The sequence below is a fragment of the Pseudomonas sp. L7 genome, from assembly GCF_046605565.1.
Lineage (GTDB): Bacteria > Pseudomonadota > Gammaproteobacteria > Pseudomonadales > Pseudomonadaceae > Aquipseudomonas > Aquipseudomonas wayambapalatensis.
Genome location: NZ_CP176784.1, coordinates 1207466 through 1219933, shown reverse-complemented (window position 1 = coordinate 1219933; position 12468 = coordinate 1207466). Strand labels below are relative to the sequence as shown.

Annotated in this window: 14 protein-coding genes; 2 read left to right on the top strand and 12 right to left on the bottom strand. The window is 62.2% G+C overall.

Annotated elements, in window-relative coordinates:
* The first annotated feature begins 47 nt into the window (after positions 1 to 47).
* Together ACK3BK_RS05835 and ACK3BK_RS05830 are read left to right on the top strand one after the other, a co-directional pair.
* Complete coding sequence (locus ACK3BK_RS05835; protein ID WP_186668697.1) at positions 48 to 1247, top strand: CaiB/BaiF CoA transferase family protein; 1200 nt, start codon at positions 48 to 50, stop codon at positions 1245 to 1247.
* 20 nt (positions 1248 to 1267) lie between these two features.
* On the top strand, positions 1268 to 2140 hold the full coding sequence (locus ACK3BK_RS05830; RefSeq protein ID WP_186668802.1) for a TIGR02285 family protein: 873 nt from the start codon (positions 1268 to 1270) through the stop codon (positions 2138 to 2140).
* Positions 2141 to 2276: 136 nt separating this feature from the next.
* On the opposite strand, the gene ACK3BK_RS05825 is transcribed toward ACK3BK_RS05830, so the two are convergent.
* The 12 genes from ACK3BK_RS05825 to ffh form a co-directional block, all read right to left on the bottom strand.
* Positions 2277 to 2558, bottom strand: coding sequence for a DUF3509 domain-containing protein (locus ACK3BK_RS05825; protein WP_186711312.1), 282 nt, complete (start codon positions 2556 to 2558; stop codon positions 2277 to 2279).
* 74 nt (positions 2559 to 2632) lie between these two features.
* Positions 2633 to 3073 carry a histidine kinase gene (locus ACK3BK_RS05820; protein WP_186668701.1) on the bottom strand — a complete coding sequence of 147 codons (441 nt, stop codon included), beginning with the start codon at positions 3071 to 3073 and terminating at the stop codon, positions 2633 to 2635.
* A 185-nt stretch (positions 3074 to 3258) separates the two neighbouring features.
* Positions 3259 to 4668: a threonine synthase gene (gene thrC, locus ACK3BK_RS05815; protein WP_186668703.1), complete on the bottom strand. Its 1410-nt coding sequence runs from the start codon at positions 4666 to 4668 to the stop codon at positions 3259 to 3261.
* 52 nt (positions 4669 to 4720) lie between these two features.
* The gene (locus ACK3BK_RS05810; protein WP_411383895.1) at positions 4721 to 6025 is read right to left on the bottom strand and encodes a homoserine dehydrogenase; all 1305 of its coding nucleotides are present in this window, start codon (positions 6023 to 6025) and stop codon (positions 4721 to 4723) included.
* Positions 6026 to 6107: 82 nt separating this feature from the next.
* Positions 6108 to 6869 (bottom strand): DsbC family protein, encoded by a 762-nt coding sequence (locus tag ACK3BK_RS05805; protein WP_411383894.1) that lies wholly within the window; start codon positions 6867 to 6869, stop codon positions 6108 to 6110.
* Positions 6870 to 7024: 155 nt separating this feature from the next.
* Positions 7025 to 7921: a site-specific tyrosine recombinase XerD gene (gene xerD / locus ACK3BK_RS05800; RefSeq protein ID WP_186720672.1), complete on the bottom strand. Its 897-nt coding sequence runs from the start codon at positions 7919 to 7921 to the stop codon at positions 7025 to 7027.
* A 155-nt stretch (positions 7922 to 8076) separates the two neighbouring features.
* Positions 8077 to 8490: an acyl-CoA thioesterase gene (locus ACK3BK_RS05795; RefSeq protein ID WP_063543306.1), complete on the bottom strand. Its 414-nt coding sequence runs from the start codon at positions 8488 to 8490 to the stop codon at positions 8077 to 8079.
* Between the two features lie 137 nt (positions 8491 to 8627).
* Positions 8628 to 8978: a 50S ribosomal protein L19 gene (rplS, locus tag ACK3BK_RS05790; protein ID WP_023629812.1), complete on the bottom strand. Its 351-nt coding sequence runs from the start codon at positions 8976 to 8978 to the stop codon at positions 8628 to 8630.
* A 42-nt stretch (positions 8979 to 9020) separates the two neighbouring features.
* Complete coding sequence (gene trmD, locus ACK3BK_RS05785; RefSeq protein WP_186711270.1) at positions 9021 to 9773, bottom strand: tRNA (guanosine(37)-N1)-methyltransferase TrmD; 753 nt, start codon at positions 9771 to 9773, stop codon at positions 9021 to 9023.
* A 3-nt stretch (positions 9774 to 9776) separates the two neighbouring features.
* Complete coding sequence (rimM, locus tag ACK3BK_RS05780) at positions 9777 to 10313, bottom strand: ribosome maturation factor RimM (protein ID WP_054895624.1); 537 nt, start codon at positions 10311 to 10313, stop codon at positions 9777 to 9779.
* A 5-nt stretch (positions 10314 to 10318) separates the two neighbouring features.
* The gene (rpsP, locus tag ACK3BK_RS05775; RefSeq protein ID WP_008094480.1) at positions 10319 to 10570 is read right to left on the bottom strand and encodes a 30S ribosomal protein S16; all 252 of its coding nucleotides are present in this window, start codon (positions 10568 to 10570) and stop codon (positions 10319 to 10321) included.
* 243 nt (positions 10571 to 10813) lie between these two features.
* A complete protein-coding gene (gene ffh / locus ACK3BK_RS05770) occupies positions 10814 to 12190 on the bottom strand; it encodes a signal recognition particle protein (protein ID WP_063543302.1) in 1377 nt (458 codons plus the stop codon).
* Positions 12191 to 12468 lie beyond the last annotated feature (278 nt).

Here is a 12468-nt window from a genome sequence, read left to right as displayed (position 1 = left end):
CCAGCTGTGATAAAACCAAGCCTCTTTTCTGTCGCCACGGACGCACCATGCCCACCCCCGCCAAACCCCTCGCCGGTCTGAAGGTCATCGAGCTCGGCACCTTGATCGCCGGTCCCTTCGCTTCGCGTATCTGCGCCGAATTCGGCGCCGAGGTGATCAAGGTCGAATCACCTGATGGCGGCGATCCGCTGCGCAAGTGGCGCAAACTGTATGAAGGGACTTCGCTGTGGTGGTTCGTCCAGGCACGCAACAAGCAATCGCTTACCCTCAACCTCAAGCACCCCGAAGGGCGCGAGATCCTCAAGCAATTGCTGGCCGGCGCTGACATCCTGATCGAGAACTTCCGCCCTGGCGTGCTGGAGAAACTGGGCCTTGGCTGGGACGTGCTGCATGCCCTCAACCCACGCCTGGTGATGGTGCGCCTGTCAGGCTTCGGCCAGACCGGGCCGATGAAGGACCAGCCGGGCTTCGGTGCAGTCGGCGAGTCCATGGGGGGGCTGCGCTACATCACAGGTTTCGAGGATCGCCCGCCCGTGCGCACGGGCATTTCCATCGGCGACTCGATTGCCGCCCTCTGGGGCGTGATCGGCGCGCTGATGGCCCTGCGACATCGCGAGGTCAATGGCGGTGAAGGGCAGGTGGTGGATGTGGCGTTGTACGAGGCAATCTTTGCGATGATGGAAAGCATGGTGCCGGAGTTCGACGTGTTCGGCTTCATTCGCGAGCGCACCGGCAACATCATGCCGGGCATCACCCCCTCCTCCATCCACACCAGTGCCGACGGGCGGCACGTGCAGATCGGCGCCAACGGCGATGCGATCTTCAAACGCTTCATGCAGGCCATCGGCCGCGACGACCTGGCCGAGGACGCGACCCTGGCCAGCAACGATGGTCGTGACCTGCGTCGCGACGAGCTATACGGGGTGATCGACCGCTGGGTCAACAGCCTGCCGCTGGAACAGGTGATGCAGTCACTGAACGATGCCGGCGTGCCTGCCAGCCGCATCTATTCGGCCGAGGACATGTTCAGCGACCCGCAATTCCTCGCCCGGGAAATGTTCCTCCAGGCGAAACTCCCGGACGGCAAGCCCTTCAAGATGCCAGGTATCGTGCCCAAGCTGTCGCAGACACCAGGCTCCACGGAGTGGGTCGGGCCTGCGCTGGGGGAGCACACGGCGACGCTGCTCGCCGGGCTGGGCTACAGCGATGCCCAGGTGGCACGCCTGCGCGAGCAGGGGGCGGTCTGATCGGGCGCCGAACCAGCATGATGCGCTTGTGTGTGCTGCTCTGCGCCCTGCTGCTGCCCTGGCAGCAGGGCCAGGCCCGTGAGCGCCTGACCTGGCTGGTGCGCGACCTGCCGCCGTTCACCATTCTCGAAGGCCAGGAAAAGGGCCAGGGCGTGGTCGACCGCATGCTGCCTCTGCTCATCGAGCAGATGCCAGAATACGATCACACAGTCCTTCGGGTGAATCGCGCCCGTGGCATCCAGATGCTCCAAGAGCACAGCTTCACCTGCGACCCGACCCTGCTATGGACGCCGGAACGCGCCCGTTTCGTGCACTTTTCCCAACCCTCGCTGCCCATCCTCAGTGGCGGGCTAGTCATCCGCAAGGCTGACCAGAGGCTGCTGGACGATCCCGGGGAAGGCTCGCCTGTGGACCTGAAGCAGTTGCTGGAGCGTCCCGGGCTGAAACTGGGAATCGTGGCCCAGCGCAGCTACGGGGCAGTGGTCGACGATATCCTGCGGCTGTTGCCAGAAGCCACGCTGAGCCGCCACTACGGCAACGATGCCACCGCCAACCTCTTGCAGATGCAGCAGCTGGGGCGCCTGCAACTGGTGCTTGGCTACTGGCCAGAGGTGCGCTACCTGGTCCAGCAGCAGGGCGGCTCGCTGGACAGCTACCAGTTCCACCCGATCAAAGGGGCGAATCGCTACCAGTTTCTGCATGTGGGCTGCTCCGACACCCCACTAGGACGCGAGGCCATCGCCCATATCGACAAGCTGTTGCCACACCTGCGCCAGGAAGTCCTCCCTGAGTTCTACGCCAACTGGCTTGACCCCGAACTGCGCACAGAGTACCTGGAACAGACCCGACGCCTGGTCGAGGAGGCTCCCGCTCCGACCAGCATCAAGCCATGACGCAGGCAAAAGAAACCCCGGATGCTGGGGAAGACATCCGGGGTCAACGCAAAGCCCTTGAATGGACTCTGTACGGCGATCCAACGCTACCGGAGCAAAGCAGCGTTCGAGCACCCTATAAAATCTGACGAGACACTCAGGCAAAGGTTCCCTGAGGTTGATGCCGGTGTTGCAATGCCGCGATCACACAGGGCTGCAGACGCCCTTCGACGATCTGCAGGTCGCGGTGCAGACCGTCGACCAGATCGACCAGCAAGCGCTGCTCCTGTAGCTGGCGAACGCTCACGGCGCGGCGCAATACCTCGTTGCCCTGCGCATCGAGCACGGTGAGTTGGCGATTGCCGCGCGCATCCGCATCGTCGAGTCGGGTGTGATAAGGGGACAGGGCATCGTTGAGCAGGGAGCAGATTCTTTCCATCCGGCGTACTCGCTTTGTCGGGGACCTATCGGAACTGACCGTCAGGCACTTGGGAAAGTTCGCTCGCACCTGTATCAGCCAGCATGCGTGGGCAACATGACAGTTTCGATATCCCGCCCGGAGTGCCTGCGCGGCGGTCGACGCAGCCGCTGCAATGCCGCCTGCAACCCCCTCATCGACAACGGCCAGGGCAATTGGGCAACGACCCACTGCCCCTGACGCTGGGCCTCGGAAGCGAGATCAGGGCCGCGCACAGGGGGCTGTCCGACGAACAGCAGCGCACGCGCATGGCCCTGCCTGGTCACGTGCTTCAACAGTGCCTGGGCGCTCAGCGCCGGCATGCCATGGTCGATGATGAGCATGTCCAAGGCTCGCATCTGCGCCATGCTTGCCTTGGCGCTGGCCAGATCGCAGGCGATGCGCACGTTGAAAACCCCCAGGGCATTGCAGGCCTGGTGCAAAGCGATCTGCTGGGCGGGATGAGACTGGACGATAAGAATGTTGAGCCGGTGCATGAGCCGCTCCTGAGGGCTGCGAGCCCTGATGGACAGGGCGCCCACTCTAGAAAAGCAGCATAGGGACTCAAATAGGAAAAGCCTGAAAAGACGAAGGATGATTCTGTAATTAAAGAACCGCTCAAACGCAAACGGGGCAAGCCGATGTTCCGACTTGCCCCGCCAATGCCCTCGAGTACCGCGTTTTACAGCGGCTTGCCGCGGTTGCCGTGCTGGCTGACGAAGGCCTGGACCGTCTTCAGGTCATTGGCCAGGACCGTGCAACGCTCCTCGCGGCTGAACAGGTCGCTCAGGTGCGCAGGCAGCTCGAGGGCCTTGCCGACACCGGCCTTCTCCACTGCCTCGGGGAATTTGACCGGATGCGCGGTGCCCAGCACCACCATTGGCGTATCCAGGCTGCGACGGCACTCACGAGCGGCTTTGACGCCGATGGCGGTGTGCGGATCAAGCACTTCGCCGGTGGCCTTGAACACCTCGGCGATGGTCTCGCAGGTCTGCTCGTCGCTCACTGCCAGGGAGTCGAACAGCTTGCGCGCCTCGGTCCAGCGATCCTGCTCCACGCTGAAGCCACCACCCTGCTTGAAGTTGGCCATCAACTCGGCGATCGCCGCGCCGTTGCGACCGTGCAGGTCGAACAGCAGGCGCTCGAAGTTGGACGAGACCATGATGTCCATCGACGGCGAGAGCGTTGGGTGCAGCGCGTCCTTGACGTACTGGTTGCCGCTCATGAAGCGGTGCAGGATGTCGTTGCGGTTGGTGGCCACCACCAGCTGGCTGATCGGCAGGCCCATGTTGCGCGCCAGGTAACCGGCGAAGATATCGCCGAAGTTGCCGGTCGGGACCGAGAACGCGACCGAGCGCGCCGGGCCGCCCAACTGCAGTGCCGCATGGAAGTAGTAGACGATCTGGGCCATGATCCGCGCCCAGTTGATCGAGTTGACCGCGACCAGGCGAGTGCCCTTGAGGAAGGACTGGTCGGCGAAGCTGGCCTTGACCATCTCCTGGCAGTCGTCGAAGTTGCCTTCGATGGCGATGTTGTGGATGTTGTCACCGAGGATGGTGGTCATCTGCCGACGCTGAACTTCCGACACGCGCTGGTGCGGGTGCAGGATGAAGATGTCGACGTTGTCGCAACGGCGGCAGCCTTCGATGGCGGCGGAACCGGTATCACCGCTGGTGGCACCGACGATCACCACGCGCTCGCCACGCTTGACCAGCACGTGGTCGAGCAGACGGCCGAGCAGTTGCAGGGCGAAGTCCTTGAACGCCAGCGTCGGGCCGTGGAACAGCTCCATCACCCACTCGTTGCCGTTCAGCTGGCGCAGCGGTGCCACCGCGGCGTGGGCGAAGGCACCGTAGGTTTCCTCGAGGATCTTCTTGAAGTCGGCATCGGCGATGCTGCCGGTGACGAAGGGGCGCATCACTCGGAACGCCAGTTCGTGATACGGCAAGCCGGCCCAGGAAGCGATTTCTTCCTGGGTGAAGCGCGGCAGGTTTTCCGGCACGTACAGGCCGCCGTCGCTGGCAAGACCTGCCAGCAGGACGTCTTCGAAATTCAGGGCCGGAGCCTGGCCGCGAGTACTGATATAGCGCATTGTGCAAACCTTCGGTTCTGGGCGCGGGCCGCCGTCGCGGCCCGCCGCTGAATTAATTGAGCTGTTCGACGCGAATACGCACGACGTTGCCGACCACATCCTGCAGGGCTTCAAGGGCGACGATGGCATCGTTGATACGCTGCTCGACCACGCCGTGGGTCAGCAGAATCATCGGCACCAGGCCGTCCTGTTCTTCGGCTTCCTTCTGCATGATCGACTCTATGTTGATGCCACGCTCGGACAGGATGCTGGCGACCTGGGCCAGCACGCCTGGGTGATCCTTGGCCTGGATCCGCAGGTAATAGGCGCTTTCGCACGCCTCGATCGGCAGGATCGGGTGCGCCGACAGCGAATCCGGCTGGAAGGCCAGGTGCGGAACGCGGTTCTCCGGGTCGGAGGTCATGGCACGCACCACATCGACCAGGTCGGCGACCACCGACGAAGCGGTCGGCTCCATGCCGGCACCGGCGCCGTAGTAGAGCGTCGAGCCAGCAGCGTCGCCGTTGACCATCACCGCGTTCATCACGCCGTTGACGTTGGCGATCAGGCGGTCGCTCGGGATCAGCGTCGGGTGCACGCGCAGCTCGATGCCGTCGGCAGTGCGGCGGGCCACACCCAGGTGCTTGATGCGATAGCCCAGGGCTTCGGCGTAGTTGACGTCAGCAGTGGTCAGGCGGGTGATGCCCTCGGTGTAGGCCTTGTCGAACTGCAGCGGAATACCGAAGGCGATGGAGGCCAGGATGGTCAGCTTGTGCGCAGCATCGATGCCCTCGACGTCGAGGGTCGGGTCGGCCTCGGCATAGCCCAGCGCCTGGGCTTCGGCCAGCACGTCAGGGAAAGCACGGCCCTTTTCACGCATTTCGGTGAGGATGAAGTTACCGGTGCCGTTGATGATCCCGGCCAACCAGTTGATGCGGTTGGCCGACAGGCCTTCGCGGATCGCCTTGATCACCGGGATGCCGCCGGCAACCGCCGCCTCGAAGGCCACGATCACGCCCTTTTCACGGGCCTTGGCGAAAATCTCGTTGCCGTGCACGGCAATCAGCGCCTTATTGGCGGTGACCACGTGCTTGCCGTTCTCGATGGCCTTGAGCACCAGATCGCGGGCAATGGTGTAGCCACCGATCAGCTCGATGACGATGTCGATTTCGGGGTTGGTCGCGACTTCGAACACATCAGCGGTAATGGGGGTACCGGTAATCTGGCAGTTCGGGTTCTGCGAGCGCATGGCAATCTGGGCCACTTCAATACCGCGCCCGGCACGGCGGGCAATCTCCTCGGCGTTGCGCTGAAGTACATTGAAGGTACCGCCACCGACGGTCCCCAACCCACAGATGCCTACTTTGACCGGTTTCACTGTGAACTCCCCATTGAACGGCCGGCACCTGCGCCGACCGTGAAACATGCCGTCACCCCATGACGACGGCGTATTGAATGAATTACTTGGCGGCTTGCGCCTGGCCGGCCAGGGCCAGCTTGGCCACCTGCGGTGCCGGCTGGTAGCCCGGGATCACCTGGCCGCTTTCGAGCACGATCGCCGGCGTGCCGTTGACACCGATCGACTGGCCGAGCTGGAACTGCTTGCTGACCGGGTTGGCGCACTTGGCCGCCTTGATTTCCTTGCCGTCGACCATCTTGTCCATCGCCGCGCGACGGTCACTGGAGCACCAGACAGCCTGCAGTTGCTCGTCACCCGGCGAGCCCAGGCCCTGGCGCGGGAAGGCGACATAGCGCACCTCGATACCGCGCTTGTTAAGCTCGGGCACCTCGGCGTGCAGCTTGTGGCAGTACGGGCAGGTCGTGTCGGTGAACACGGTGATGTGCGATTTGGTTTCGCCCTTGGCCGGGTAAACCACCATTTCAGTCGCAGGAATACCATTGATCAGCTTGGCGATGCCCTGGCGTTCGGTTTTCTCGGTCAGGTTGACCGGCTTGCCATCCTGGATCTGGTACAGGTAGCCCTGCATGACGAACTGGCCATCTGCGCTGGCATAGAGCACGCGGCCGCCCTGCAGCTTGACTTCGTAGAGCCCGCCGACCGGGCTGGTGGCGACGCCTTCGATCGGGACTTCCAGTTCCAGTGTCTTGAGTGTGTTGCGAATGGCTTGCTCGGCACCGGCGTTGACATCGGTGGCCGCAGCGACGGCAAAGGTACTGGCCAGCGCCAGGGCGGCGGCGGCAAACATCTGGGTCACGCGCATGGGGTACTCCTGAAGGCGGACGGGGACCGGAGGACGTCGCCTGCGGAAAAAATCGCGGCGACCAGACAGTCCCTGGTGCAAACCGCTCAAGCCTACCACATCAGGCCGCGACGAAATCACTGTCTGATGGCCGCCGGGCGGAACATGAAAATCATTCATCCACGCGGATGGTGCTGGGCATGCAACTGCTGCAAACGTGCCTTGGCGACGTGGGTGTAGATCTGCGTGGTGGAAAGGTCGCTGTGCCCCAGCAGCATCTGCACCACCCTCAGGTCGGCACCATGGTTGAGCAGATGGGTGGCAAAGGCGTGACGCAAGGTATGCGGTGACAGTGGCTTGTCGATACCGGCCACGCGCGCGTGGTGCTTGATGCGGTGCCAGAACGTCTGGCGGGTCATTTCCTCGCCCCGCAGGCTGGGGAACAGCACATCGCTGGGGCGACCGTTGAGCAGCTCGCCGCGACCGTCGCGCACGTAGCGCTCGATCCACAGTACCGCCTCCTCGCCCATCGGCACCAGACGCTCCTTGCTGCCCTTGCCCATCACCCGCAGTACCCCCTGGCGCAGGTTGACCTGATCGAGGGTCAGGCTCACCAGCTCGGTGACCCGCAGGCCGCAGGCGTAGAGAACCTCGAGCATGGCTCGGTCGCGCTGGCCGATGGCTTCGGCCAGGTCGGGTGCCTTGAGCAGCGCTTCGACATCCGCTTCCGACAGGGATTTGGGCAAAGGCCTACCCAGCTGCGGCATATCGACCTGCAAGGTCGGATCGACACCAATGAGTTTTTCCCGCAGCAGATAGCGATAAAAGCCACGCACACCAGAGAGAAACCGCGCAGTGGAGCGCGGCTTGTAACCCTGATCGAAGCGCCAGGCAAGGTGGTCGAGGATCGAATCGCGGCCAGCCTCAGGCAACGCGACGCCACGCTCCTGCAACCAGCCATTGAACAGGGCCAGGTCGCTGCGGTAGGAAACGCGGGTGTTGTCGGACAGGCCTTTTTCCAGCCAGAGGGCATCGAGAAACTGATCGATCAGGGGGTGGTCCAGGGCGGGCATTCGGAGGGCTGCTGGGTGTTGAAAGTGGGCTTAGTGTTTCACAGCCGCATAATTGTTGTCTGTACCGGCCTCTTCGCGGCTAAAGCCGCTCCTACAGGGATCGCGCAGCGCCTGTGGGAGCGGCTTTAGCCGCGAAAGCGCCCGCACTGGAGAACTCAGGCCTGAGCCAGTACTGGCACCGGTCGCTTGTCCTCGTCGATGGCGACAAAGCTGAACACCCCATGAATCGCACGCTCGCGGCCGTCGAGGTACATGTTCTCGACGAACACATCGACCTGTACCTGCAAGCTGGTATTGCCCACCTTGATCACGCTGCCAACCAGCTCGACGATCGAGCCCGCCGGGATCGGGTGCTTGAAGTCGATGCGGTCGGTGGACACGGTCACCAGCGGCAGGCGACAGAAACGCGTAGCGGCGATGAACGACACCTCATCCATCCAGGCCAGCGCGGTGCCGCCAAACAAGGTGTTGTGGTGATTGGTGGTATTGGGAAATACGGCCTTGGTCACGCGAGTGATCGACAGCTCGGTACGGCGCTGGATTTCCTGGTCTCTTGGGGTGGTGGTCATGGGGTACTCGAATCGCAAGGGAATGGCAGCGGGGCGACCCGCGAAGCAGGCAACACCAATACCACAAAATGCAAAAAAGCAGCCCGAAGGCTGCTTTTTCTCTCGCAAGGCGACCAAGGCCGCCGGTCAAACTGCACTCAGGACAGTTTTTCCTTGATGCGAGCGGCTTTGCCGGACAGGTCGCGCAGGTAGTACAGCTTGGCTTTACGCACGTCACCACGACGTTTCACGGCCAGGCTGTCGATCTGTGGGCTGTAGGTCTGGAAGGTACGCTCTACGCCAACGCCGCTGGAGATCTTGCGCACGGTGAAGGCGCTGTTCAGACCGCGGTTACGCTTGGCGATAACAACGCCTTCGAACGCCTGCAGACGCGAGCGATCGCCTTCCTTCACTTTAACCTGAACGACAATGGTGTCGCCTGGTGCGAAGGTCGGGATTTCCTTGCTCATCTGCTCGGCTTCGAGCTGCTGGATGATCTTGTTGGTCATGCTGTGCTCCTAAGATGGATAACTTGATCCACCATCGATACGTTAACTATCGTCCCGCTCGCGGAGGTATTCCTCGAGCAGCTTCTTCTCTTCTCCAGAAAGCGAGCGACTTTCCAGAAGATCGGCGCGTCGTTCGAAGGTCCTACCAAGGGACTGCTTCATTCTCCAACGCCGGATGTGTGCATGGTTGCCACTTAGCAACACGTCGGGTACACGCTGATCCGCATACACCTCAGGTCGGGTGTAGTGCGGGCAATCCAGCAGACCATCGGTGAAGGAGTCTTCCTCCGCCGAGTCCACATGCCCTAAAGCTCCGGGCAGCAGCCGCGTAACCGCATCGATCAGTACCATGGCCGGCAGCTCGCCACCGGAAAGTACATAGTCACCAATCGACCACTCCTCATCGACATGAGCTTCGATAAAACGCTCGTCGATGCCTTCATAACGACCGGCGATCAGGATCAACGATTCCTGTTCGGCCAGGCCTTTGACCGCCTGCTGAGTCAGCTTGCGGCCTTGTGGCGAGAGGTAGATCACCTTCGCCGATGCTCCGGTCGCCTGCCTGGCACTGGCCAGGGCGTCTTCCAGAGGCTTGATCTTCATCACCATGCCCGGACCACCGCCAAACGGCCGATCATCCACCGTGTGGTGACGATCAGTGGTGTAGTCCCGTGGGTTCCAGCAGGTCACTTGCAGCAACCCCTGTTTCACCGCACGACTGGTAATGCCGTACTCCGTGATGGCCGAGAACATCTCGGGGAACAACGTGATGACTTCTACGCGAAGGTTACCCATCGTCTAGAAATCCGCGTCCCATTCGACTCGCATCACACCTGCTTCCAGGTCGATTGCCAGCACGCATTGCTCCGTATAGGGCAACAGACGCTCGCGATCATCCAGGCTGCCAGCGCAAGGCTTGACCACCATTACATCGTTCGCACCGGTCTCCAACAGGTGATCGACCTTGCCGAACAGTTGTTCGTCCTGGTTGATGACCTTCAGGCCCTGCAACTGGTACCAGTAGTACTCGTCGGCGGCCAGGTTGGGCAAAAGGCTCCGCGCAATGCAGATTTCGTAACCGCTCAGAAGACGGGCTTCATCGCGATCGTCGAGGCCTTTCAGTTTCACGACCAGGCCCTTCTGGGAGCCACGACCGCTGACCAGCTCGACCTGCTTTACCTTGCCTTCGTGCCGAAGCGTCCAGCGCGGATAATCCAACAGGTTTTCAATCGGATCGGTAAAGGAATACACCTTCACCTCGCCGCGAACGCCGTGAACCGAAAAAATCTTGCCAACGACGATGAGGTCGTCAGCCTTTTCTGGCGTCGCGTTCATACTGCTCAGGCAGCAGCCTTGGCAGCGTCCTTCAGCAGCTGAGCAACACGCTCAGACGGCTGCGCGCCCTGGCTCAGCCAGTAGGTGACGCGTTCCTGGTTGACCGACAGCTTGACTTCGGCGCCCGAGGCGATCGGGTTGAAGAAGCCAACGCGCTCAACGAAACGGCCGTCACGGGCGTTACGCGAGTTGGTCACGGTCAGGTGGTAGAAAGGGCGCTTTTTCGAGCCGCCACGGGCCAGACGAATGGTTACCATGTGAACATCGTTCCTATAGTCGGTACTGCAGTCAGTGCTGCAAATCTGAATGCCAAATAGGCACACGGGTGCCCAAAAGGCCGCATATTCTCAGGGAATACACGGACATTTGCAAATGGCTTTTTCGCAAGAGCCATGCAAAGCAATCCAGACCTGCCGCTTAAGCCGCTGTTTTGCGGCGCTTTCCCGCCGAGGCGGGGTCTGCCTGGCCGCCTTGAAATCAAGGCGACCAAGCGGATTCGGTTACAGCTTCGGCATGCCGCCGCCCGGCAGCATCCCGCCCAGGCCACGCATCATCTTGGCCATGCCGCCCTTGGCGGAGAATTTCTTCATCATCTTCTGCATCTGCTTGTGCTGCTTGATCAGTCGGCCGATATCCTGCACCTGCGTGCCGGAGCCCAGGGCGATACGGCGCTTGCGCGAACCGCTGATCAGGTCGGGGTCGCGACGTTCGGCAGGGGTCATGGAGTTGATGATCGCCTCCATCTGCTTGAACTGTTTCTCGGCCGCGCCCTGGGCATTGCCCATCTGCGACAGGTTGACGCCACCGATGCTGGGCAGCTTGTCCATCAGGCCACCCAGGCCGCCCATGTTCTTCATCTGCTGCAACTGGTCGCGGAAGTCTTCGAGATCGAAGCCCTTGCCCTTCTTCAGCTTCTTGGCCAGCTTGTCGGCCTTGGCCTTGTCGATGTTCTGCTCGGCCTGCTCGATCAGGCTGAGCACGTCACCCATGCCGAGGATGCGCGAGGCGATGCGGTCAGGGTGGAAAGGCTCGAGGGCTTCGGTCTTCTCGCCCATACCGATGAACTTGATCGGCTTGCCGGTGATGGCGCGCACCGACAGCGCGGCACCGCCACGGGCATCACCATCGACCTTGGTCAGCACCACGCCGGTCAGCGGCAGCGCCTCGCCAAAGGCCTTGGCGGTATTGGCGGCGTCCTGACCGGTCATGGCATCGACCACGAACAGCGTCTCGACCGGCTTGACCGCCGCGTGCAGGGCCTTGATCTCGTCCATCATGTCGGCGTCGATGTGCAGACGGCCGGCGGTGTCGAGGATGACCACGTCGATGAACTTGATCTTGGCTTCGCGAATCGCCGCCTCGGCGATATCGACCGGCTTCTGGCTGATATCGGACGGGAAGAAGGTCACGCCGATGTCGTTGGCCAGGGTTTCGAGCTGCTTGATCGCCGCCGGGCGGTATACGTCGGCGGACACCACCATGACGGTCTTTTTCTTGCGCTCTTTAAGGAAGCGCGCCAGCTTGCCGGCGGTGGTGGTCTTACCGGCGCCCTGCAGGCCCGCCATCAACACCACGGCTGGCGGAGCCGCATTGAGCGCGAGGTCTTCGTTGGCCGCGCCCATCAGGCTTTCCAGTTCGGCCTGGACGATCTTCACGAAGGCCTGGCCCGGCGTCAGGCTGCGCGACACCTCTGTGCCGACCGCGCGCTCCTTGATGCTGTTGACGAAGTCCTTGACCACCGGCAGGGCGACGTCGGCCTCGAGCAGGGCCATGCGCACTTCACGCAACGTGTCCTTGATGTTCTCTTCGGTCAGCTTGGCCTTGCCGGTGACATGGCGCAGCGTCTGTGACAGGCGGTCGGTCAGGTTTTCGAACATGGTGATCCTTTCAGGCCCAATTAAAGCCGAGGTTGTTCAGGCGCCCTGGCGGATATCCACACGCGCAGGGCACAGCAAGCCGGGCATTATAACGGAGAGCGGCGACGGCGCACACCTTGGCGCTGAGCGGCAGCGGCGGCGGCCTTTTCGCTGGCAAGTCACAGCGCCGAACCGCCGCCTCCATGAAACCTTGAGCCCGCGAAAAGGCCGACACGGCCTGCAGTCTTCCTAGGCAACCGCGTTCTATGCCAAACTCCCCTCCTTTAGGGCTCGCCTAC

What these genes read in the sequence shown, in the direction of transcription:
- ACK3BK_RS05805 (WP_411383894.1), bottom strand. Translation starts at nt 6,869, where the DNA reads ATGCGCGTGACCCAGATGTTTGCCGCCGCCGCCCTGGCGCTGGCCAGT.
- ACK3BK_RS05835 (WP_186668697.1), top strand. Translation starts at nt 48, where the DNA reads ATGCCCACCCCCGCCAAACCCCTCGCCGGTCTGAAGGTCATCGAGCTC.
- rpsP (WP_008094480.1), bottom strand. Translation starts at nt 10,570, where the DNA reads ATGGTAACCATTCGTCTGGCCCGTGGCGGCTCGAAAAAGCGCCCTTTC.
- ACK3BK_RS05820 (WP_186668701.1), bottom strand. Translation starts at nt 3,073, where the DNA reads ATGCACCGGCTCAACATTCTTATCGTCCAGTCTCATCCCGCCCAGCAG.
- thrC (WP_186668703.1), bottom strand. Translation starts at nt 4,668, where the DNA reads ATGCGCTATATCAGTACTCGCGGCCAGGCTCCGGCCCTGAATTTCGAA.
- ACK3BK_RS05795 (WP_063543306.1), bottom strand. Translation starts at nt 8,490, where the DNA reads ATGACCACCACCCCAAGAGACCAGGAAATCCAGCGCCGTACCGAGCTG.
- rimM (WP_054895624.1), bottom strand. Translation starts at nt 10,313, where the DNA reads ATGAACGCGACGCCAGAAAAGGCTGACGACCTCATCGTCGTTGGCAAG.
- ACK3BK_RS05830 (WP_186668802.1), top strand. Translation starts at nt 1,268, where the DNA reads ATGCGCTTGTGTGTGCTGCTCTGCGCCCTGCTGCTGCCCTGGCAGCAG.
- rplS (WP_023629812.1), bottom strand. Translation starts at nt 8,978, where the DNA reads ATGACCAACAAGATCATCCAGCAGCTCGAAGCCGAGCAGATGAGCAAG.
- trmD (WP_186711270.1), bottom strand. Translation starts at nt 9,773, where the DNA reads ATGGGTAACCTTCGCGTAGAAGTCATCACGTTGTTCCCCGAGATGTTC.
- xerD (WP_186720672.1), bottom strand. Translation starts at nt 7,921, where the DNA reads ATGCCCGCCCTGGACCACCCCCTGATCGATCAGTTTCTCGATGCCCTC.
- ACK3BK_RS05825 (WP_186711312.1), bottom strand. Translation starts at nt 2,558, where the DNA reads ATGGAAAGAATCTGCTCCCTGCTCAACGATGCCCTGTCCCCTTATCAC.
- ffh (WP_063543302.1), bottom strand. Translation starts at nt 12,190, where the DNA reads ATGTTCGAAAACCTGACCGACCGCCTGTCACAGACGCTGCGCCATGTC.